Here is a 20,821-nt window from a genome sequence, read left to right as displayed (position 1 = left end):
AAGAAACCGCGCCAGATAAGTGGCGCGGTTTTGCGCATTGGAACGTGGCGCGGACCTATTTCTCGGGGATCAGACCCCTTGGGCTGAATCTGAGAACAATCAACAGGATCAGGCCCATCGTGAACAGACGCATATGTGCGGCACTATCAATAAGATGTGCCTTCAGCGCGCTGCCATCCGGCAAGCCTGCAGTGATAACACTCATCAACCACAAGCCAATCGGTTCGACCTGAACCCACAAGAACCATATCAGGAACGCACCCAAAACGGCCCCGAAGTTGTTGCCTGAACCGCCAACGATCACCATGACCCAAACCAGGAAGGTAAAGCGCAGCGGATTGTAGGTGCCCGGCGTCAGCTGTCCGTCCAGAGTGGTCATCATCGCGCCTGCGATGCCGCAAATGGCCGATCCTAATACGAAAATCTGCAAGTGGCGACGGGTGACGTCCTTGCCCATCGCTTCGGCTGCAATTTCATTGTCGCGGATTGCGCGCATCATACGGCCCCACGGGCTTTTCAGCGCCATTTGCGCCATCCAGAGCAGCACCAGAAGAACCAGCATGAACAGCAGCGAATACCCAAGTTTCACCGAGAGGGTGGATGCAGTGACCGGATCCAGCCCCAGCCATTCGGCGCGGGCAAGAAAAGCCGGATCTTGCTGCAAGTCAACTTCATAACCGACAACCGGGGAGGGACGCGGGATGCCATAGACGTTCTTCACGCCGCGGGCCAGCCAGTCCTCGTTCTTCATGACGGCGATAATAATCTCGGCGATACCCAGAGTGGCAATCGCCAGATAATCTGACCGCAGCCCTAGCGCGGTTTTGCCAATCAGCCACGCCGCCCCGGCAGCCAGCAGACCTCCGGCAGGCCAGGCCAGCAGAACGGGCAGGTTCAGTCCACCGATGTTACCGGCAATCGCCGGGTCAATGGCCTCGACCGCGGCAACATTGGGGTCGAACACGGCCCGGTAGAGGAAGAAGCCGACGATAAGGACAGTGATTATTGTGAGCGTCTGCACCCGGCCTTTGGGCAATCTTGTTGCCACCAGTACGGCTGCAACAACGGTGGCAGCCCCCAGTAGCAAGGACAGAACGATACCAAAACCGCCAGCGCCCCAAGCACCCGGAGTAGGCTCTGTCGAAACCAGAACCACGGCCAGACCGCCCAGCGCGACGAAGCCCATGACCCCTACGTTAAACAGGCCCGCAAAGCCCCATTGCAGGTTCACACCGATCGCCATGATGGCCGAGATCAGCCCCATGTTCAGGATCAGAACGGCAGTGTTCCAGCTTTGCGTGAAACCGGTCAGCAAAATGAGACTGCCAACAGCAATGAAAAGCAGAGTGTTTTTGACAGATTCGGTCATACTGCTTTCCCCTTGAACAGGCCCGTGGGCTTAAACAGAAGCACGATCAGCAGGATGACAAAGCTGACAGCGAATTTGTAATCGGTGGACAGGAGCTGGACCAATCCGGACGGCTCCAGGTTTTCGGGGGCCACATAGGTCAGTACTTTTTTCCAGGCATAGGTGATCGTCACCTCGGAAAACGCGATGATGAACCCGCCTGCAATTGCGCCCAGTGGGTTACCAAGGCCACCCACGATGGCCGAAGCGAAAATCGGCAGCAGAAGCTGGAAATAGACGAAGGGTTTAAAGCTCTTGTCCAACCCGTAAAGAACACCCGCTGTGGTCGCCAAGGCGGCCACGATGATCCAGGTGATCATCACAACACGTTCAGGGTTGATGCCGGACAAAAGCGCCAGATCCTCGTTGTCGGAATAGGCGCGCATCGATTTCCCGGTTCGTGTTTTATTGAGGAACCAGAACAACAAGGCCACGGCAATAACGGCCACTATCAGTGTAATCCCTTGTGAGGTCTTGATCGCCAGCCCCTCTTGTAGGCCCGTCATGGATTTGAAGTCCCGCGCGGATATCAGGAATCTTGCACCGTCCGAAAACTTTTGGTCATCCGGCCCGATGATAAAGCGCACCAAACCGTTCATGATGAACATTACACCCATTGATACGATCACAAGGATAACCGGCTTGGCCTTTTGTTCGCGGTAAAAGCGGTAGACCAGCCTGTCCGTGACCAACACCAGCAGGATGCAGCCAAGGATGGCAAAGGGCAGGGCGAGCAGGGCAGTCGGCAACGGCCCAAAGCTGACACCAGCGGCCTGTAAGCCCCAAGTGACAAGCACAGCGATCATCGCCCCAAAGGCCATGGTGTCACCATGGGCAAAGTTCGAAAACCGCAGGATGCCGTAGATCAGGGTCACGCCAAGCGCTCCCAATGCCAGCTGGCTGCCATAGGCAATCGCAGGCACGATGACAAAGTTGGCAAGCGCAACAAGCGCGTTGAGTAAGTCCATTATTTCTTCTCACTGTCCGGGTGCGACCTTATGGCATAACGGTCTGCGCGGGCACAATGTTTTGCACGCGATTTATCGTGATATTTTCCTGCTGGTAGCGAAAAAACCCTAGAAAAACTTTCAAGAAGGACGGACTTTCCACATCAAGCTCGGCTCAGTCACGCACCGGTCAATTCCGGTGCGTGGTCGAGATGGTCGGAAGGAGGCTCAGGCGTTTGTTTCAGTACAAGCGCCGCGATCAGTCCCCGCGTTGGGGCCTTTGATCGAGAGATCAAAGGTCATGTCGTCATAGTTCACGACAAAGGTCATGACCTCATCGCCCTGGATATAGACAAACGTCATGTTGCCAACGCCTTTGAAGACCATCGCATCGCCAGAAACACGTGTAGTTTCGATGATGCCCTTGTCTCCTTCCGACGCCCGTTTGAGGCGCACTTCACTGCCGTCGCGGTCTGAAACGCAGACAAAGTGGCGCTCTTCCGCAGTTGCTGCGGTTGTGCACAAAGTGGCGACGGCCACCCACATCCATTTTTTCATTTTTGTGTCCTGAACAGGTTTTTCATTCAGAAGGTTCGCTTGATTTCACGGAACTTGAGTTGTTTGACCGGGAAACCGTTTCCTTCACAGTGCCCGGCGCTAAACGCCCAATGTGACCGGATTGCAGCCGAGGCGTGGAATTGTTGGGATGGTGATCGAGGACATGAGACTGTTGGATACCGAGATCAATCTGCATGTTTTGCAAGACTGGTGGCTTCAGTCGATTGCGGGAACAAGAACGAAGTTGGCGAGCGTCACAAGGACGTCGAAGAATTCCTTAGTACAAACCCCCATGAATGGCGCTGCAACTAATTTTTGTCATTCGATTAGACAGAAACGCATTGTGACCCCAGTTACTTATCGGGACGAGGTTCATACCAAACGCGTCAGCAATTTCACCGTTGGGCACGATAACGATAAAATAGTCGGGTTTAGGATTTTGTTTAATGTATGTTTTGGCCTGAGCGTAATTTTCAAAGTACCCTAGTTTGACACGTCGATCTTCACTTTATTCCAGAAAATAGTCGTTGTTCTCACGGCTCAAAAAAAGCGAAGAAAGCGGCAAACTTGCCCGCGCGCACACTTGTTCTTCACACGCAGCGTACATGCTACAATTTGTCGGGAATCCGTATTGGTCCCAAGCTGCCCAAAGAACGGATGCTTGGAGTAGCCAAGCCATCGGAAATACGAGAAAAAACCTAATCCTCAACCGCCCAAGAAACTCTTCCGCACTTCCGGATCGGCCAGCAATTCCTTGCCCGTACCGGTATAGGCGTTTCGCCCCTGAACCAGCACATATCCCTTATCGGCAATCTCCAGCGCCTGGCGGGCGTTTTGTTCAACCATCAGGATCGGCAGGCCGGTGCGTGCGACCTCGATGATGCGGTCAAAAAGCTCATCCATCACGATGGGTGAGACACCTGCGGTGGGCTCGTCCAGCATCAGGACCTTGGGTTGCGTCATCAGCGCGCGACCCACGGCAACCTGTTGGCGCTGACCGCCAGACAGTTCGCCGGCAGGTTGGTTGCGTTTGTCACGCAGAATTGGGAACAGATCATAGACCTGCTCCATTGTGTCCGAGAAATCGTCGTGACGGATAAAGGCACCCATTTCCAGATTTTCCTCGACAGTCATCGAGGTGAAAATGTTCGATGTCTGAGGAACAAAGCCCATACCGCGGATCACACGGTCTTGTGGGGTGAGGCTGGTGATATCCTCGCCGTCCAGGCGTACAGAGCCGGCGCGCACATCCAGCATCCCAAACACGGCCTTCATCGCCGTTGACTTGCCCGCACCGTTGGGGCCGACAATGACTGCGATCTCACCCTTGTCCACGGCAATGGTGCAGTCGTGCAGGATGTCCGGGCCTTTGCCATAACCGCCGGTCATGGTGTCGCCGATCAGAAACGGGCCGCCTTCAACGCGATGAGTCGTCCCGCTTTTACGATGGGCAGGCGTCATTGTTCCGATACCTTGCGTGTTGGTAATCGATGCGTCCTTGTTGCCCTTGTCGTCCTGATAGGGGTTGTCGCTCATACCAGCGGTCATGTCTGGGCCTCCAGCTTGTCTTTGTTTTTGAGGCCGGTGCCAAGATAAGCTTCGATCACGTGCTCGTTTGCCTTGATCTCATCCAGAGTACCCTCGGCCAAAACCTTACCCTCGGCCATGCAGATGACCGGGTCGCAGATCTTGCCGATGAAATCCATGTCGTGCTCGATGACGACGAACGTATAACCACGCTCTTTGTTCAGGCGCAGGATCGTATCAGCGATGGTCATCAGCAGGGTGCGGTTCACGCCTGCTCCGACCTCGTCCAGAAATACGATCTTGGCGTCCACCATCATGGTACGACCAAGTTCCAGCAGTTTCTTTTGACCGCCCGAAACCTGACCGGCCTTGTGATCGGCCAGATGTTCGATGGTCAGAAACTCCAGCACCTCGTCTGCCTTGGCTTTCAGCGCGCGCTCTTCATCAGCGATGCGCTTGCGTCCGAACCAGGTATTCCACAGCGCCTCACCCGATTGCGCACCGGGCACCATCATCAGGTTTTCGCGGCAGGTCATCGACGAAAACTCATGCGCGATCTGGAACGTGCGCAGCAAACCCTTGTGAAACAGCTCATGCGGGGGCAGGCCGGTGATATCTTCACCATCCATAACCACCTTGCCGCTGGTCGGGGGCAAAACACCGGCGATTACATTGAACAGAGTGGTTTTTCCGGCCCCGTTGGGCCCGATCAGGCCGGTGATCGACCCTTTTTGGATTTCCAGCGACGCCCCGTCCACCGCGTGAAACCCGCCGAAATGCTTATGCACGTCCTCGACGACGATCATGGTATCCCCTTGCCTTGTCCCCGTGAAACGAGGTGCAGCCTTTTGTCATTGAAACAGCCCGGGCACAAGGCCCGGGCTGTTTGATTTTATGGTTTGATATGCGGGATCAACGGAAGTTGACGGTCTTGTTTTCGCCGTCGGTCACTTCGATCTCGCGGTATGAACCTGCGCTTTCGCCGGGGCCGATCAACTCGACACCGGACGCGCCGACATAGTCGATGTCCTGACCGGCGGCCAGCAGTTCCAGACCTTTAGCCAGTTCACCCGGATAGATCTTTTCACCCGGTGCGTTAGCGACGTCCATAACTTTGCCCGCGTAATCTGCCGGGTTGGTCGAACCGGCGGCTTGCATGGCGAACATGAACAGCGCTGCCGCGTCATAGGATTCGGGCGAATAGGGCGACGAACCGTCAAATCCGGCTGCTTCGGCCAGTGCAAAGTACTTTTCTGCACCTTCACCACCCGACCCGGCGATCTGACCGAACGAGCCGTTCAGGTCGGGGCCGACATTTGCGGGCAGCGAGTCGCCAATCATGCCGCCGGGCAGACCAAAGGTGTCAAACGCACCGCTGTCCAGCGACGACTGGATGATGCCCAGACCCCCCTGGTCCAGATAACCCGCGACAACCAGAATGTCGCCACCGGCCGAGGCCAGCGCGCCAACTTCAGCCGAATAGTCGGCCTTGCCGTCTTCATGCGCCGTAACGATGGTCACTTCACCGCCAACCGCTTCGAAGGACGTCTGGATCGCATCGGCCAGACCTTTGCCATAATCGTTGTTGGTATAGGTCAGCGCGATCGAGTTGATGCCGCGATCCTTGAGGATATCAGCCATAACCTGACCTTCGCGCGCATCCGACGGTGCGGTGCGGAAGAACAGGCCGTTGTCCTCCATGGTCGACAGGCCGGGCGAGGTCGCCGAAGGCGAGATCATGACCATGCCGTTTGGAATGGCAACGTTTTGCAGAATCGCGCCGGTTACACCTGAACAGTCGCCGCCGATGATGCCTGCAACGCCGTCAGCGATCATACGCTCGCCGTTCGAGGTGGACAGACCATTGTCGATACAGCCGGTATCGGCACGTACACCAGCCACGCTGGCACCGTTCATAAACTTGCCGGATTCGTTGACTTCGGCGATTGCCAGCTCAGCACCCGACCCCATGGCAGGGGCCAGCGATTCAATGGGGCCGGTAAAGCCGATCAAAATCCCGAGTTTGACATCTTCGGCCATGGCTGCGCCGGCCAGCAATGCAGTTGCTGCAGTTGCAGTAAGCAGCTTTTTCATATGGTTACTCCCAGTTGTGAACGTATTCGTTCTGGCGACGACCCTAGGCAAGCTGTTCGGAAAAGAAAAGTCCTAACGCAAACGTGTCTTTTTCGGTTGAAAATCTATCTGTTTTGTTGGGACTCACCCCTGATTGTCACCGAAAGGGACCAGAATGTTCAGGACGGCGATGATTCTGTCTTTCTCACTCTGCGCCTGGAATGCCGCAGCCCAAACGTTGTCGGTTTCAGCCGGGATGGTCCAGCTGCAAGAAATGGTCGGCGGGCTGGAGACCCCATGGGCGGTTGGCATTTTGCCCGATGAAAGCTTCCTCGTCACGGAACGGGATGGAAGGTTGCTGTATGTGCGAAATGGACAAGTTGGGGATGTTTCAGGCGTTCCAATGGTTGCGGCTTTGGGGCAGGGCGGATTGCTGGACGTCACGATTTCGCGCAATTTCAATCAAAGCCGAGAGGTCTTTCTGACCTTCGCAAAACCTCAGGGCGACGGTGCAGGGACTGCGGTTGCGGTTGCGCACCTGTCCGAGACTGGCAAAAACCTTCAGAACTTCCGAGTAATTTTCGAGGCATCGCCCGGTGGTACGGGTGGTCGGCATTTTGGCAGTCGTGTGGTCGAAGCGCTGGACGGGACATTGTTCGTGACCCTCGGTGACCGGGGGCAGGCGGAGAATGCACAGGATCGGTCCAATCCCATGGGCTCGGTCATTCGTATCAACCGCGATGGGACGGTTCCGGCAGATAACCCCTTTGTCGGGCAATCGAATATCGAACCCGAGATATGGTCATACGGCCATCGAAATCCGCAGGGCGCGGACTTGGACGCGCTTGGCCGACTTTGGACCTCGGAACACGGGGCGCGGGGTGGAGATGAAATCAACCAACCCCGCGCGGGCCGGAATTATGGTTGGCCCGTCATCTCCTATGGTACGCATTATTCAGGTGAAAAAATCGGGGAAGGTACAGCCAAAGAGAGGCTGGAACAGCCAGCTCACTACTGGGATCCTTCCATCGCGCCGTCCGGCCTGCTGGTTTATTCCGGCAAGCTCTGGCCGCAATGGGCAGGTGATGTTTTCGTAGGATCTTTGAAATTTGACTATATCGCCCGACTTCAGGGCGATCCAATGCATGAGGCCGAACAGATCAGAAGCCCTGAAACCGAGCGCGTCCGCGATATCGTCGAAGCGCCAGACGGTTCGATCTGGTTTATTTCGGTTGGGAAGGGGGCAATTTACAGAATATCTCCGGCGGAGTGACCTTACACCGATAGCCGCCCGCTTTGCGCACCACGCTCGCGATAAGGTGTTGTGTTGTAATGCGCGCGGTAGCATTTTGAGAAATGGCTGGGCGAAGCGAACCCACAGGCCAGCGCTACGTTGATTACGCTCATATCTGTTTGCATCAGCAGGTTCCGTGCCTTGTGCAAGCGAAGTTCCATATAGTACCGCTTGGGCGAGCGGCTGAGATAGCGCCGGAACAGACGCTCAAGCTGGCGGGTTGACATGCCGACTTCCTTGGCCAGAATCGAAGGAGAGATCGGCTCTTCTATGTTCTTTTCCATCATCAGGATGACCTGACTCAGCTTGGGGTGACGTACGCCAATCCGTGTCGGTGTAGATAGGCGCTGCGTGTCCTGATCTGTCCGGATAGACGAATAGATCATCTGATCCGCCACCGCATTTGCCAGGTCTTCGCCGAAATCGTCTGCAATCAACTTGAGCATCAGATCAATAGACGAGGTCCCTCCAGCCGTCGTCATACGACCGCCGTCAATCTGAAAGACAGCTTTCGTCAACTCGACCTCATCGAATTCTTCGATGAAACTGTCTGAGTTTTCCCAATGTATCGTGGCGCGCTTGTTGTCCAGCAGGCCGGCCTTGGCCAAGGTATAAGCAGCCGTGCACAGACCACCGATCCGCAATCCGCGCCGTGCCTCGCGCCGCAACCAGTTCAGAATGCGTTTGGTGGTCGCGGCTTGTACGTCAACGCCCCCGCAAATCAGAACGACATCGTCGCGTTGCAGTTCGTCCAGGTCACGATCCAGTTTGAATTCGGTTCCGGCCGAGCATGAAATCGAATCTCCGCCTTCACCTGAAAGCGTCCATGTATAAAGTTGTTTGTCGGCCATGCGGTTTGCGATGCGCAGGCTGTCGAGCGCCGACGCAAAAGACAGCAGCGAAAACTTGTCCAGCAGGACAAAAACGAAATGGCGGGGTGTGGCCCCAGCATTTTCCACCGTGACTGCTTGGCGTTGCACTTGCATGACAAAATGTCCTTAATTCTGCGCGGGAAAACCTGGTATCCGGCGACGTATTTGGCAGTCACCATGATCAAAGCTTGTTTGCGGCGTCAAGAGGCGCAAATGGGATATGGTCACTCTTCATTGCTTTTTGTATAGAGGCGACCTGAACACTTCAGCGGAGATCAAAGCTATGACCGAATGGCAAAAGTCGAACTGGCGCAACAAGCCCCGGGTTCAGATGCCAGAGTATACCGACGCGGCCGCATTGGCCAAGGTCGAGGCCCAGCTTTCGCAGTATCCCCCGCTGGTCTTTGCCGGTGAAGCGCGGCGCCTCAAGCAACATCTTGGTGCCGCCGGTCGCGGCGAGGCCTTCCTGCTTCAGGGCGGGGATTGTGCTGAAAGCTTTGAACAATTCAGCGCCGATGCGATCCGTGACACCTTCAAGGTGATGCTGCAAATGGCGATGGTTCTGACCTATGGTGCCAAGGTGCCGGTGGTAAAGGTCGGTCGCATGGCCGGTCAATTTGCAAAACCGCGCAGCGCCCCGACCGAGGTTGTGGATGGTATAGAACTGCCCAGCTACCGGGGTGACATCATCAACGAACTGGCGTTCACGCCCGAAGCGCGGATTCCGAATCCCGGAAAGATGTTGCAGGCCTACACGCAGGCGGCGGCCACGTTGAACCTGCTGCGTGCCTTCTCAACCGGTGGCTTCGCCGACATGAGCCGTGTTCATTCGTGGACGCTGGGCTTTACCGACGAACAGGACGTTCAGAAGTATTCCGAAGTTGCGGACCGCATTCAGGACACCATCGACTTCATGGAAGCGGCTGGTATCACGGCAGACACGACGCACGAATTCTCGACTGTTGAATTCTACACCAGTCACGAAGGTCTGTTACTGGAATATGAAGAGGCGCTGACTCGTCTGGATTCGACCTCGGGCAACTGGCTGGCCGGGTCTGGCCACATGATCTGGATCGGCGACCGTACACGCCAACCTGACGGCGCACATGTCGAGTTCTGTCGTGGCGTTCTGAACCCGATCGGTTTGAAATGTGGTCCGACGACGACGGCAGAAGACCTCAAGGTTCTCATGTCGAAGCTGAACCCTGAAAATGAAGAGGGCCGCCTGACCCTGATCGCGCGCTTTGGTGCAGGCAAGGCGGGTGAACACCTTCCGCGTCTGGTCAAGGCCGTGAAGGAAGAAGGGGCCAAGGTCACCTGGGTGTGCGACCCGATGCACGGCAATACGATCAAATCGGCCACGGGCTACAAAACCCGCCCGTTCGATTCTGTCCTGCGTGAGGTGCGCGATTTCTTTGGTGTGCATCAATCCGAGGGCACGATCCCTGGCGGTGTCCATTTCGAGATGACCGGTCTCGACGTTACCGAATGCACCGGTGGTGTGCGGGCTGTGACCGAAGAGGATCTGTCGGATCGTTACCACACCGCCTGCGACCCGCGCCTGAACGCGTCTCAGTCGCTGGAACTGGCGTTCCTTGTGGCGGAAGAACTGACCAACCTGCGCCGTAACGGATCAAAACGCGCCGCAAGTTAAGCGTGCGAAAAGAAGGAAAAACAGCGGGCCAACGGTCCGCTGTTTTTTGTTCCGGGTGTTCAAACTGGTTCAGTCATCGCGCGACACGACCAGACGAAGGTGTTTGGCCGCGCGTTTGAAATCCGTTTGGTCTTCGGCAAAACCGTCAACGGTTTGAGGCACAGCAGGAACTGGTGCCTGAACTTCCGAAAACGATTTGATCCGCGTATCCGTAATCGAAAATCTGCGTGGGGTTTTACCAATCGCACCATCCGCAACCATGACGCCCAGAACCCGGCTGACGTCGCCCAGATCGCTTTTGAGCGGCAAAAGGATCATGCAGGCCTGCATCCGGGTACGTCCCAGTATCCCGCTCGAATCCAGCCCCAGTTCGGCAACGGCGGGTGCTGCGAATACCTGCTCCAGAACGTCCTTAAGACTGGCGCGGTCATCAGGTTGAAAAAAGGCCGTCACAGGCATGCCGCGAACCTCCATCCCCGCAAGCGCGTTCAAGTGGCTTCCGGCAAGACGAAACCGGGCCAGTCCGGGCGCGATCCGTTCAAGAATGAAAGTATATTCAAGTATGTTTTCCAGTCCACGCGGGTCGACCTGAGACCGCATCGGAACACCGTCACCGCTCAGCAATGCAGTCCAATACGCCTCGGCCTGGCGGATCGGCGTAAGGCTGCGCCCACTGTCAAAGCGATCCATTGCGACGATCTTTCCAAATTCTGACCCGGAACCAGTCCCGAAAAAGGTTTTCATTTTCTTCACCCTTACGTCAATTGGCCGCCATTTTCATAAAATGCAACACAACCGGAGCATTTGTGGCCTGCAAGCCATTACCAGGGGTAGTTTGACTCGGGTTTATTCAATTTTGGAGCAATTCTTTAACGAATGGTTAACTTACGCCAAACAAATGCGGCCTCAGCAAACTCTTGCTCTGCACCGGCCAATCGCATTAGGTGCGGCACACATCCAAATCGGTGAGGTCACAGGAAAGGACAGTCATGATCAGATCCATGACCGGGTTTGCCTCGGGCAAGGGGGAATACGGACCGCACAGCTGGACGTGGGAGTTGCGCAGTGTTAACGGCAAAGGCCTTGATATGCGCCTGCGCGTCCCTGAATGGCTGACCGGGCTTGAGGTGGCCCTTCGGGCCGCGCTGTCAAAATCCCTGAGCCGAGGGAATGTGACCCTTTCAATGCGTCTGACCCGCGAGGACTCTGCCTCGGAACTGGCGTTGAACGAGGTCGCTATGGCCGCTGCCCTGAGCGCTTTGGAACAAACACACAAGATGGCAGCTGCGCGCGGTATCGCTCTGGAACCGGCGCGCGCCTCGGACCTATTGGCACTGAAAGGCATGTTGGATGCAACCGCAGATGCGGATGATCCCGCTCCGCTGGTTGCGCGCCTGACCGAAGATTTCAACGACCTGTTGGCCGCTTTTGTCGATATGCGCCGGGCCGAGGGCGAGGCGTTGGCTACTGTGCTGAACACACAGCTGGACCAAGTTGCGGCGCTGACAGCTCAGGCCGCTGATCTGGCCGTGCATCGTAAGGACAAGATGGCCGCGACATTGCGGGACAATCTGGCGCACGTACTGGACAACGCGCAGGGCGCGGACCCGGATCGCGTCGCGCAGGAACTGGCATTGATCGCGGTTAAAGCCGACATTACCGAAGAGATTGACCGCCTGTCTGCACATGTCGTCGCAGCAAGAGAGCTGCTTGGGCAGGAAGGGGCTGTCGGACGCAAACTTGATTTCCTGATGCAGGAATTCAACCGCGAAACCAACACGCTGTGTTCCAAGGCTCAGAGTACGGAACTGACGGCTGTCGGGCTGGAACTGAAGGCGGTGATCGATCAGATGCGCGAACAAGTGCAAAACGTAGAATAATGATGGGAACGACTGATATGGCGGATCGCCGAGGCCTTTTAATCATCCTGTCTTCCCCGTCCGGGGCAGGCAAATCCACCCTGGCAAAGCGGCTGATGGACTGGGACAAGGACCTTGAGTTTTCGGTCTCGGCCACAACCCGCGCCCCGCGTCCCGGAGAAGAACATGGGCGGGATTACTATTTTCTTTCAGAAGACGAGTTCAAGCAGAAGGTCGCCAATGGCCAGATGCTGGAACATGCGCATGTTTTCGGCAATTTCTACGGCTCACCCGCTGATCCGGTGCGTAGCTCGATTCACGCGGGCAAGGACGTTCTGTTCGACGTGGACTGGCAAGGTGAGGTTCAGATCCGCAATTCGGACTTGGGTAAACACGCGCTGTCGATCTTTATCCTGCCGCCGTCGATCCCTGAACTGCGCCGCCGTCTGGAATCGCGTGGACAGGATAGCGATGAAGTTATCGCAAGGCGGATGCTCAAAAGCTGGGACGAGATCAGCCACTGGGGCTATTACGATTATGTCCTGATCAATGACGATCTTGAGGCGACCGAAAAGAAGCTGAAGACCATCGTCAGCGCCGAACGGATGCGCCGTATTCAACAGCCAAATCTGCAACAGCACGTGCGCAAACTTCAAAACGAATTCGAGGGGCTGTCATGACGATCTACGCGTTAGGTGAGCACATGCCGGATATTCACGAGGACACGTGGGTTGCGCCCGATGCCAACCTGATCGGCAAGGTCGTGCTGGAACAGGGCGCCTCGGTTTGGTTCGGCTGCACGATACGCGCAGATCACGAGGAAATCCGCGTTGGTGCAGGCAGCAACGTTCAGGAGAACTGCGTCATGCATATCGATGCCGGGTATCCTTTGTCGATCGGTTCGAATTGCACCATCGGACACAAAGTGATGCTGCACGGGTGTACGATCGGAGAAAATACTCTGATCGGAATGGGCGCGATTGTTCTGAATGGTGCCCGGATCGGCCGGAATTGCCTGATCGGGGCAGGGGCCCTGATCACGGAAGGCAAGGAGATTCCGGATAATTCCCTTGTGATGGGGGCTCCGGGCAAAGTGGTGCGCCAGTTGGACGAGGCCGCAGCAAAACGGATTACCCTAAGCGCGCTGCACTATCAGGAAAACATGCGCAGGTTTCGTGACACCCTGAGAGCTGCTCAATAAGGCGCGTGGATTGATCGGGGTTTGAAGCATGTCAGATGACCTTCTTGATGGATTTGTCCAGGCCATCCCTATGCCCGCGCTGATGGTGGATCAGACCGAACGGATCGTTGCCGCCAATACGGATGCGAAAACCCTTTTGGGGCAGAATATCGTGGGGCGGCATTTTGCGACCATCCTGCGGCAGCCACAGGTTCTTGAAGCAATTGAACAAAGCCTTCAATCGAAGGGAACCAAGACGGCACGTCATCTTTCCAATGATGGTGCACAGGACACAACATTTGATGTGCAATGCCGGTATATGAACGGGGTCGGAGCCGTGTCGGGCGGGGCCGTTCTGACCACTTTTCAAGATGTCACGCATCTGGAACAGGCAAGTCAGATGCGCCGCGACTTTGTTGCCAATGTCAGTCACGAATTGCGGACGCCTTTGACGGCACTGATGGGCTTCATTGAAACCCTGCGCGGCCCTGCACGCAACGATCCGGCTGCGCGTGACCGGTTCCTGCAAATCATGGCTGATGAAGCCAACAGGATGAACCGGCTGGTTGGCGATCTTTTGTCCCTGAACCGCGTGGAAAGCGAAGAAAGAGTACGCCCAAATCAACAGCTGGAGTTGACAGGGCTGCTGCAATCCACCCTGAACTCGTTGCGCCCCCTGGCGGAAGAGGCGGGTGTGACGCTAACGCTTGACGCACAGGACGGCCCACTTTCCGTGACCGGAGACAGCGATCAGTTACGGCAGGTATTCACCAACCTGATCGAAAACGGAATAAAATACGGTGCCAGCGGTGCCAGCGTTACAGTCAGCGTTCTGTCATCAGAGCGTGACGCGGCGATGCGTGGACCTGGGGTGCGGGTGAAGGTCATCGACAAGGGGCCAGGAATTGATTCCGTGCATCTGCCACGTCTGACCGAGCGATTCTATCGCGCCGACAATCACAGATCCCGGCAGTTGGGCGGAACGGGGCTGGGGCTGGCTATCGTCAAGCACATCGTCAATCGCCACCGTGGACGGTTGCGCGTGGAAAGTGAGTTGGGAAAAGGGTCCGTCTTTACGGTCATCTTACCACGGTAGCCCTTCCCGCATTACCGCCCTTCAAAATCTGTCTCGTTACGATTTCTTGACCCGAAATCTCCGGATAATCGAAGGTTGTCATAAAAGCGTTACACACTTGTCACAAAAGGCTTACGCACGGCCCCTAGGGGTGCACGCAGGATCATCATGGGGGTGATCAATCATACCTTTTCAAGGAGACTGAAATGTCCTTTGTAAAACTGTCGGCTTCTGCGCTGGCAATCGCCACCGTCTCGGCAACTACCGCTGCTGCCCGTGACAACGTTCAGGTTGCCGGTTCGTCGACCGTTCTTCCATATGCCTCGATCGTCGCGGAACTGTTTGGTGAGAACACCGACTTCCCGACCCCGGTTGTTGAATCCGGCGGTTCGTCAGCTGGTCTGAAGCGTTTCTGTGAGGGTGTTGGTGAAAACACCATCGACATTGCAAACGCATCACGCGCGATCCGTGAAAAAGAAATCAAAGCCTGCGCCGAAAACGGTGTGACTGACATCATGGAAGTCCGCATCGGTTATGATGGCATCGTTTTTGCAAGCCAGCAGACCGGTCCTGCCTTCACCGCTTTTGAACCTGCTGACATCTTTAACGCTTTGGGCGCAAAAGTTCTGAAAGACGGTGAAGTGGTTGATAACCCTTACACCACCTGGGCTGAATTCAACCCCGAACTGCCTGATGTAGAAATCGCGGGCTTTATTCCGGGTACAAAACACGGCACCCGTGAAGTGTTCGAAGAAAAAGTTCTGCTGATCGGGTGTGAAGCAACCGGTGCGATGGAAGCCATGATTGCTGGCGGCATGAGCGAAGACGACGCAGAAGATGCATGTCTGGCTGTACGTACCGACGGCAAGGCGGTCGACATCGATGGTGACTACACCGAAACGCTGGCGCGTATCGACACCAACCCCAATGGCATCGGCATCTTCGGCCTGGCGTTCTACGAGAACAACACCGACAAGCTGAAAGTGGCCACCATGTCGGGTATTGCTCCTTCGACCGAAACCATCTCGACCGGTGAATATCCGGTTTCGCGCCCGCTGTTCTTCTACGTGAAGAAAGCCCATATTGGCGTGATCCCCGGCCTGAAAGAATACGCCCAGTTCTTTACCCACGACGAAATCGCAGGCGCTTCGGGTCCTCTGGCAAACTATGGTCTGGTTGCGGACCCTGAGCTGGCAAAAACTCAGGATGCAATCGCCAACGAAGTAACCATGGGTTCGGGCAGCTAATCCCGCCTTTGGTTAGAAATACCGGGGGCGGCATTTATGTCGCCCCCACATTTTTCAGCTTTCCCGGCCAAGACCAAATGGGGGTTTCATGCCGATAGTATGGCTCGTTCTGATCGTGCTTGCGATTGCTTCAGTCGGTTACGTGTTGGGGCGCACACGCGCCCTGCAAAGCGTCACAGGAGATATCCGGGCTTTGCACTCGCTGCCGTCGTATTATGGCGCAAATGTCGCTCTCAAGACGATCGTACCCGCATTTGGCCTTATGATCCTCTGGTTGCTGGTACAACCGCTTTACGTGAACTCTCAGGTTTCTGAAACGATCTCGGGTTCCGCCATCCAAGACGGCTCGTCCCTAAATCTGGTCATGGCCGAGGTCCGTCGCACCGCTTACGGTCTGGATAACGCGGTTGCCGCCGGGCAGATACCCGAGGAACTGGCGCGCAACGCGCGCGCGGATGTAATCGACATGACCCAGCGTCTGAAGGATGCCGGGCAGGTGGTGACGTCGGATATCACGCAACCTGTGCTGCGCGCGGCGCAAAGTTATCGGATCATGAATGCGATCGGCTATTCGGTCATGACTGTCGCCGTCATACTGACGGCACTCGCCGGTGCTGCAGCCAGCTGGTTTCAAACTCACGCAGAATACCGCGCGCGCAATGTGGTCGAGCAGGGCGTGCGTTTTCTGTTGCTGGCGGCCGCATCCATCGCAATTCTGACCACTGTCGGGATCGTCCTGTCTCTGGTTTTCAATACTTGGGAATTCTTCAAGCTCTACCCTGCTACCGATTTCTTTTTCGGCACGACATGGGCCCCCAGTTTTTCGGGACGCGGCGGGTCGTCTGAGCTTGGTATTATTCCCTTGTTGTGGGGGACATTCTATATCTCTATCGTTGCGCTGCTGGTGGCCGTCCCGATCGGGTTGTTCGCCGCGATTTACCTCAGCGAATACGCCTCCCCCCGTGTCCGCGCCGTAGCAAAACCGCTGCTCGAGATTCTGGCCGGTATCCCGACCATCGTTTACGGCCTTTTTGCGCTGCTGACCGTTGGTCCGCTTTTGCTTGGCCTGTTCGGGGATGAGGGGCTTGGCTGGATGAAAGCTGGCACGGCAGTCATGACCGCTGGGTTGGTCATGGGCATCATGCTGATCCCGTTTGTGTCCTCTTTGTCCGATGACATCATCAATGCGGTGCCGCAGGCCATGCGTGACGGTTCTTACGGATTGGGCGCAACGCAATCGGAAACCATCCGTCAGGTCGTTCTGCCAGCTGCGCTTCCGGGTATCGTGGGGGCGATCCTGCTGGCCGCATCGCGCGCCATCGGTGAAACTATGATCGTGGTCCTTGGGGCAGGGGCGGCAGCACGGCTGAGCCTGAACCCGTTTGAAGCCATGACGACGGTCACCGCAAAAATCGTGAGCCAGCTAACCGGAGACGCGGATTTCGCATCGCCCGAGGCGCTTGTGGCCTTTGCACTGGGCATGACCCTTTTCACCCTCACGCTTGGGCTGAACATCTTTGCCCTCTACATCGTGCGTAAGTATCGGGAGCAATACGAATGACCGACGCCAGTATGCAAAGCCCTGAAACAGGTCATCGCTCTGTCTCGCTGACTGTAGCGGATGCACATACCAAAAAACGTGCAAATGCAGAGAAACGATTTCGGGCCTACGGGATTGTCGCTATTGCAACGGGCCTGTTTTTCCTGATCGTTCTGTTCGCCTCAATCCTGTCGCAGGGTATTCCGGCCTTTCAGCGCACTGTTGTCAGCGTGGATTTCACCTTGTCCGCTGCGCAGCGAGACGAGGCGGAAAGTACGTTGTTCAAGACCAAGGCCTATTCCAACCTGTTCATCGCTCAGTTGAGCAAGGAACTGGAAGACCAAGGGATCAGCGTTGATTTCGACGAAGCGGCGATCGAACGTCTTCTTGGTAAAATCGGCGGTACAATCCGAACTTACTATGCCGATAACCCCGGCAAGCTGGGTGATCCGGTCAAGTTTGATCTGGCCGCCTCCAGCCGGGTCGACGGGTATTTCAAAGGCCGCGTGTCCCGTGACACCTTGCAGGACAGCCGGTTTCTACAGCTTAGCGATCTGGATCTGGTTGATGCGCTGGAACAGGCGGGCATCATCAAGCAGGCTTTCAACTGGCCGTTCATCACCGGTGCGGATTCTGGCGTTGACAACCCGGGCGGTGCCGGCATCGGCGCCTCGGTCATTGGGTCGTTTTTCATGATGCTGGTGGTTTTGGGCCTGTCACTGCCTATTGGTGTGGCAGCGTCGATTTATCTTGAAGAGTTCGCTCCACAGAACAGGTTCACCGACCTGATTGAAGTGAACATCTCGAACCTTGCAGCCGTGCCGTCGATTGTGTTCGGTATTCTGGGTCTGGCCGTGTTCATCCAGTTCATGCACCTGCCGCAATCGGCGCCGCTGGTTGGTGGTCTGGTTCTGACCCTCATGACATTGCCGACGATCATCATCTCGACCCGCGCCTCGCTGAAAGCGGTTCCGCCGTCGATCCGTGATGCAGCGTTGGGGGTAGGGGCCTCGAAAATGCAGGCTGTGTTCCACCACGTGCTGCCTTTGGCCGCGCCGGGCATTCTGACCGGCACCATAATCGGTCTGGCACAAGCCTTGGGTGAAACCGCGCCGTTGTTGCTGATCGGCATGGTAGGCTTTGTGGCGCGGGGATATCCCGACGGGTTCCTTGCCGGCTTTACCGAGCCGAACTCGGCAATGCCCGCCCAGATTTACACTTGGGCCGCACGCGCTGATGTCGGGTTCTACGAAAAGGCCTGGGGCGGAATCATCATCCTTTTGATGTTCCTGCTGACCATGAATATCATCGCTATCATCCTGCGCCGCCGCTTTGAACGCCGCTGGTAATTGGGGGCAATAATGAACGACATGACACGAGTGGAGAGAACCGTGGACTCCAAAGACATCAAGATCAACGCGAAGAAGGTTCAGGTTTATTACGGTGATACCCACGCCATCAAGGACGTGAGTGTTGAGATCGAAGACAAGACCGTCACGGCCTTTATCGGCCCTTCGGGTTGTGGAAAATCGACCTTCCTGCGGTGTCTGAACCGGATGAACGACACCATCGATATCTGCCGAGTCGAAGGTGATATCCTGCTGGACGGCGAAGACATTTATGACAAGCGGGTCGACCCTGTTCAGTTGCGCGCCAAAGTCGGCATGGTGTTCCAAAAACCGAACCCGTTCCCCAAGTCGATCTACGACAACGTGGCCTATGGTCCGCGCATCCACGGCTTGGCCAAGAATAAGGCGGAACTGGATGATATCGTTGAGAAATCATTGCGTCGAGGCGCAATCTGGGATGAGGTCAAGGACCGTCTGGATGCGCCCGGTACGGGTTTGTCAGGGGGTCAACAGCAGCGTTTGTGTATCGCCCGCGCCGTGGCAACAGAACCGGAAGTCCTGTTGATGGACGAGCCGTGCTCGGCGCTGGACCCGATTGCAACCGCACAGGTCGAAGAGTTGATCGACGAATTGCGTTCCCGATATTCGGTTGTGATCGTCACCCACTCGATGCAGCAGGCCGCGCGCGTCAGTCAGAAAACGGCCTTTTTCCACCTGGGTAATCTGGTGGAATTCGGTGAAACCGGTCAGATTTTTACAAATCCAGTCGATCCGCGCACGGAAAGCTACATTACAGGCCGTATCGGCTAAGCACAGGTATCAAACAATGAGCGAACAACATATTGCATCTGCTTTTGACCGCGACCTCGAAACAATCCAGGCGCATATCATGAAGATGGGTGGTCTGGTTGAGGCCGCTATCATGGGCGCGGCGCGCTCGCTTGAAAGCCGTGACGTTGAGCTGGCCCAGGAAGTACGACAAGGTGACAAGGCCATCGACGCGTTGGAAGACCTAATCGACGAGGAAACCGCGCGTCTGATTGCGTTGCGTGCGCCCACGGCCAGTGACCTGCGACTGGTTCTTTCGGTCCTGAAAGTATCCGGTAATCTCGAGCGGATTGGCGATTACGCGAAGAACATCGCCAAGCGTACGACCGTTCTGGCCAATGCGGGCGAGATCAGCGGCAGCGCGGCTGCCTTGCGCCGCATGGCGCGCGAAGTTGAGCGTATGCTGCGCGACGCGTTGGACGCCTATATTCAACGCGACGCGGAACTGGCCACCGACGTCATCAACCGCGATGAAGAGGTCGACCAGATGTACAACGGCCTGTTCCGCGAATTCCTGACCTTCATGGCTGAAGATCCGCGCAATATTTCGGCCTGTATGCACCTGCATTTCATCGCCAAGAACATCGAGCGTATGGGCGACCATGTAACCTCGATTGCCGAGCAGGTGGTGTATCTGGTTACAGGCGACCGCCCGACCGAGGCTCGGCCCAAGGCCGATATAACGTCGCAAACAGCGTAGGAGAGGCTTGAGATGTCCGCAGATCAACCGACGGTTCTGGTGGTCGAGGATGAGTTGGCCCAACGCGAGGTGCTGGCCTACAACCTTGAAGCCGAAGGTTTTCGCGTCTCAAAGGCGGCCAACGGTGACGAAGCTATGCTGCTGGTCGACGAAGACTGCCCGGATATCATTGTTCTGGACTGGATGATGCCCAACCTCAGCGGGATTGAGGTTTGCCGCCGGCTCAAAAGCCGTCCGGACACACGCTCGATCCCGATAATCATGCTGTCGGCCCGATCAGAAGAGGTAGACAAGGTTCGCGGGCTGGAAACTGGTGCCGACGATTATGTGGTCAAGCCATATTCGATCGTCGAACTGATGGCGCGTGTCCGAACACAACTACGCCGCGTCCGACCGGCAACTGTTGGCTTGCGACTGGAGTACGATGACATCATTCTGGATTCGGAAACCCACAAGGTCAGCCGCGACAGCAAGCCCTTGAAACTGGGTCCAACCGAATTCCGGCTTCTTAGCACGTTCATGGAAAAGCCGGGCAGGGTCTGGAGCCGTGAACAATTGCTGGATCGGGTCTGGGGACGCGACATCTATGTCGATACGCGTACCGTTGATGTTCACATTGGACGACTGCGCAAAGCCTTGACGCAACATGGCGGGGATGATCCGGTTCGCACAGTCCGCGGTGCCGGTTACGCGTTGGGATAATTCGCATC

20 protein-coding genes are annotated in these 20,821 nt (G+C 56.3%); 12 read left to right on the top strand and 8 right to left on the bottom strand.

Translation table 11 applies throughout. The features are described 5' to 3' along the window. Positions 1-55: 55 nt before the first annotated feature. The 6 genes from ACR0LL_RS04365 to ACR0LL_RS04340 form a co-directional block, all read right to left on the bottom strand. Complete coding sequence (locus tag ACR0LL_RS04365; RefSeq protein ID WP_480584266.1) at positions 56-1,369, bottom strand: branched-chain amino acid ABC transporter permease; 1,314 nt, start codon at positions 1,367-1,369, stop codon at positions 56-58. Next, entirely contained in the window at positions 1,366-2,376 is a 1,011-nt protein-coding gene (locus ACR0LL_RS04360) for a branched-chain amino acid ABC transporter permease (protein WP_480584264.1), read from the bottom strand. The genes ACR0LL_RS04365 and ACR0LL_RS04360 overlap by 4 nt, the downstream gene beginning before the upstream one ends. Positions 2,377-2,583: 207 nt before the next feature. Further along, positions 2,584-2,913, bottom strand: coding sequence for a hypothetical protein (locus ACR0LL_RS04355; RefSeq protein ID WP_480584262.1), 330 nt, complete (start codon positions 2,911-2,913; stop codon positions 2,584-2,586). Positions 2,914-3,618: 705 nt separating this feature from the next. Further along, positions 3,619-4,449: an ABC transporter ATP-binding protein gene (locus tag ACR0LL_RS04350; protein ID WP_267366696.1), complete on the bottom strand. Its 831-nt coding sequence runs from the start codon at positions 4,447-4,449 to the stop codon at positions 3,619-3,621. Positions 4,450-4,457: 8 nt separating this feature from the next. Then, the gene (locus tag ACR0LL_RS04345) at positions 4,458-5,246 is read right to left on the bottom strand and encodes an ABC transporter ATP-binding protein (RefSeq protein WP_209596275.1); all 789 of its coding nucleotides are present in this window, start codon (positions 5,244-5,246) and stop codon (positions 4,458-4,460) included. A gap of 106 nt (positions 5,247-5,352) precedes the next feature. Next, positions 5,353-6,534 carry an ABC transporter substrate-binding protein gene (locus ACR0LL_RS04340; protein ID WP_209503916.1) on the bottom strand — a complete coding sequence of 394 codons (1,182 nt, stop codon included), beginning with the start codon at positions 6,532-6,534 and terminating at the stop codon, positions 5,353-5,355. 169 nt (positions 6,535-6,703) lie between these two features. Here ACR0LL_RS04340 and ACR0LL_RS04335 point away from each other — a divergent pair, with 169 nt between their 5' ends. Beyond that, complete coding sequence (locus tag ACR0LL_RS04335; RefSeq protein WP_480584260.1) at positions 6,704-7,786, top strand: PQQ-dependent sugar dehydrogenase; 1,083 nt, start codon at positions 6,704-6,706, stop codon at positions 7,784-7,786. Between the two features lie 2 nt (positions 7,787-7,788). On the opposite strand, the gene ACR0LL_RS04330 is transcribed toward ACR0LL_RS04335, so the two are convergent. Then, entirely contained in the window at positions 7,789-8,793 is a 1,005-nt protein-coding gene (locus ACR0LL_RS04330; RefSeq protein ID WP_267365697.1) for a GlxA family transcriptional regulator, read from the bottom strand. A gap of 169 nt (positions 8,794-8,962) precedes the next feature. Here ACR0LL_RS04330 and ACR0LL_RS04325 point away from each other — a divergent pair, with 169 nt between their 5' ends. After that, entirely contained in the window at positions 8,963-10,333 is a 1,371-nt protein-coding gene (locus ACR0LL_RS04325; RefSeq protein WP_480584258.1) for a class II 3-deoxy-7-phosphoheptulonate synthase, read from the top strand. Positions 10,334-10,402: 69 nt separating this feature from the next. On the opposite strand, the gene ACR0LL_RS04320 is transcribed toward ACR0LL_RS04325, so the two are convergent. Further along, positions 10,403-11,077, bottom strand: coding sequence for a PAS domain-containing protein (locus ACR0LL_RS04320; RefSeq protein WP_480480919.1), 675 nt, complete (start codon positions 11,075-11,077; stop codon positions 10,403-10,405). Between the two features lie 245 nt (positions 11,078-11,322). On the opposite strand from ACR0LL_RS04320, the gene ACR0LL_RS04315 reads away from it, so the two are divergent. The 10 genes from ACR0LL_RS04315 (at position 11,323) to phoB (ending at position 20,813) form a co-directional block, all read left to right on the top strand. Next, positions 11,323-12,213: a YicC/YloC family endoribonuclease gene (locus ACR0LL_RS04315; protein ID WP_480584256.1), complete on the top strand. Its 891-nt coding sequence runs from the start codon at positions 11,323-11,325 to the stop codon at positions 12,211-12,213. Positions 12,214-12,230: 17 nt separating this feature from the next. Further along, positions 12,231-12,872, top strand: coding sequence for a guanylate kinase (gmk, locus tag ACR0LL_RS04310; RefSeq protein ID WP_480584254.1), 642 nt, complete (start codon positions 12,231-12,233; stop codon positions 12,870-12,872). Beyond that, positions 12,869-13,393 carry a gamma carbonic anhydrase family protein gene (locus ACR0LL_RS04305; RefSeq protein ID WP_480584252.1) on the top strand — a complete coding sequence of 175 codons (525 nt, stop codon included), beginning with the start codon at positions 12,869-12,871 and terminating at the stop codon, positions 13,391-13,393. Before gmk ends, ACR0LL_RS04305 begins: the two co-directional genes overlap by 4 nt. Positions 13,394-13,421: 28 nt before the next feature. After that, complete coding sequence (locus tag ACR0LL_RS04300; RefSeq protein ID WP_480584250.1) at positions 13,422-14,468, top strand: ATP-binding protein; 1,047 nt, start codon at positions 13,422-13,424, stop codon at positions 14,466-14,468. 185 nt (positions 14,469-14,653) lie between these two features. Further along, positions 14,654-15,694, top strand: coding sequence for a substrate-binding domain-containing protein (locus tag ACR0LL_RS04295; RefSeq protein ID WP_267365708.1), 1,041 nt, complete (start codon positions 14,654-14,656; stop codon positions 15,692-15,694). 88 nt (positions 15,695-15,782) lie between these two features. Continuing rightward, positions 15,783-17,255, top strand: coding sequence for a phosphate ABC transporter permease subunit PstC (gene pstC / locus ACR0LL_RS04290; RefSeq protein WP_480584248.1), 1,473 nt, complete (start codon positions 15,783-15,785; stop codon positions 17,253-17,255). After that, on the top strand, positions 17,252-18,583 hold the full coding sequence (gene pstA / locus ACR0LL_RS04285) for a phosphate ABC transporter permease PstA (RefSeq protein ID WP_267366511.1): 1,332 nt from the start codon (positions 17,252-17,254) through the stop codon (positions 18,581-18,583). The genes pstC and pstA overlap by 4 nt, the downstream gene beginning before the upstream one ends. 12 nt (positions 18,584-18,595) lie before the next feature. Beyond that, positions 18,596-19,393, top strand: coding sequence for a phosphate ABC transporter ATP-binding protein PstB (pstB, locus tag ACR0LL_RS04280; RefSeq protein ID WP_480584246.1), 798 nt, complete (start codon positions 18,596-18,598; stop codon positions 19,391-19,393). Between the two features lie 16 nt (positions 19,394-19,409). Next, positions 19,410-20,111 (top strand): phosphate signaling complex protein PhoU, encoded by a 702-nt coding sequence (phoU, locus tag ACR0LL_RS04275; protein ID WP_267366515.1) that lies wholly within the window; start codon positions 19,410-19,412, stop codon positions 20,109-20,111. Between the two features lie 12 nt (positions 20,112-20,123). Next, the gene (gene phoB, locus ACR0LL_RS04270; RefSeq protein ID WP_480480935.1) at positions 20,124-20,813 is read left to right on the top strand and encodes a phosphate regulon transcriptional regulator PhoB; all 690 of its coding nucleotides are present in this window, start codon (positions 20,124-20,126) and stop codon (positions 20,811-20,813) included. Positions 20,814-20,821: the final 8 nt, after the last annotated feature.

This window comes from Ruegeria sp. AI2 (assembly GCF_056541275.1).
The sequence above is the reverse complement of the archived record's forward strand: the minus strand, read 5'-3'. Positions and strand labels throughout refer to the sequence as shown.

Excerpts from the sequence above, each read along its gene's own strand:
- ACR0LL_RS04320 (WP_480480919.1), bottom strand. The coding sequence starts at position 11,077 with ATGAAAACCTTTTTCGGGACTGGTTCCGGGTCAGAATTTGGAAAGATC.
- ACR0LL_RS04305 (WP_480584252.1), top strand. The coding sequence starts at position 12,869 with ATGACGATCTACGCGTTAGGTGAGCACATGCCGGATATTCACGAGGAC.
- phoU (WP_267366515.1), top strand. The coding sequence starts at position 19,410 with ATGAGCGAACAACATATTGCATCTGCTTTTGACCGCGACCTCGAAACA.
- gmk (WP_480584254.1), top strand. The coding sequence starts at position 12,231 with ATGGCGGATCGCCGAGGCCTTTTAATCATCCTGTCTTCCCCGTCCGGG.
- ACR0LL_RS04330 (WP_267365697.1), bottom strand. The coding sequence starts at position 8,793 with ATGCAAGTGCAACGCCAAGCAGTCACGGTGGAAAATGCTGGGGCCACA.
- ACR0LL_RS04345 (WP_209596275.1), bottom strand. The coding sequence starts at position 5,246 with ATGATCGTCGTCGAGGACGTGCATAAGCATTTCGGCGGGTTTCACGCG.
- ACR0LL_RS04350 (WP_267366696.1), bottom strand. The coding sequence starts at position 4,449 with ATGAGCGACAACCCCTATCAGGACGACAAGGGCAACAAGGACGCATCG.
- ACR0LL_RS04335 (WP_480584260.1), top strand. The coding sequence starts at position 6,704 with ATGATTCTGTCTTTCTCACTCTGCGCCTGGAATGCCGCAGCCCAAACG.
- pstB (WP_480584246.1), top strand. The coding sequence starts at position 18,596 with ATGAACGACATGACACGAGTGGAGAGAACCGTGGACTCCAAAGACATC.
- phoB (WP_480480935.1), top strand. The coding sequence starts at position 20,124 with ATGTCCGCAGATCAACCGACGGTTCTGGTGGTCGAGGATGAGTTGGCC.
- pstA (WP_267366511.1), top strand. The coding sequence starts at position 17,252 with ATGACCGACGCCAGTATGCAAAGCCCTGAAACAGGTCATCGCTCTGTC.
- ACR0LL_RS04325 (WP_480584258.1), top strand. The coding sequence starts at position 8,963 with ATGACCGAATGGCAAAAGTCGAACTGGCGCAACAAGCCCCGGGTTCAG.
- ACR0LL_RS04365 (WP_480584266.1), bottom strand. The coding sequence starts at position 1,369 with ATGACCGAATCTGTCAAAAACACTCTGCTTTTCATTGCTGTTGGCAGT.
- ACR0LL_RS04340 (WP_209503916.1), bottom strand. The coding sequence starts at position 6,534 with ATGAAAAAGCTGCTTACTGCAACTGCAGCAACTGCATTGCTGGCCGGC.
- ACR0LL_RS04355 (WP_480584262.1), bottom strand. The coding sequence starts at position 2,913 with ATGAAAAAATGGATGTGGGTGGCCGTCGCCACTTTGTGCACAACCGCA.
- ACR0LL_RS04295 (WP_267365708.1), top strand. The coding sequence starts at position 14,654 with ATGTCCTTTGTAAAACTGTCGGCTTCTGCGCTGGCAATCGCCACCGTC.
- pstC (WP_480584248.1), top strand. The coding sequence starts at position 15,783 with ATGCCGATAGTATGGCTCGTTCTGATCGTGCTTGCGATTGCTTCAGTC.
- ACR0LL_RS04315 (WP_480584256.1), top strand. The coding sequence starts at position 11,323 with ATGATCAGATCCATGACCGGGTTTGCCTCGGGCAAGGGGGAATACGGA.
- ACR0LL_RS04360 (WP_480584264.1), bottom strand. The coding sequence starts at position 2,376 with ATGGACTTACTCAACGCGCTTGTTGCGCTTGCCAACTTTGTCATCGTG.
- ACR0LL_RS04300 (WP_480584250.1), top strand. The coding sequence starts at position 13,422 with ATGTCAGATGACCTTCTTGATGGATTTGTCCAGGCCATCCCTATGCCC.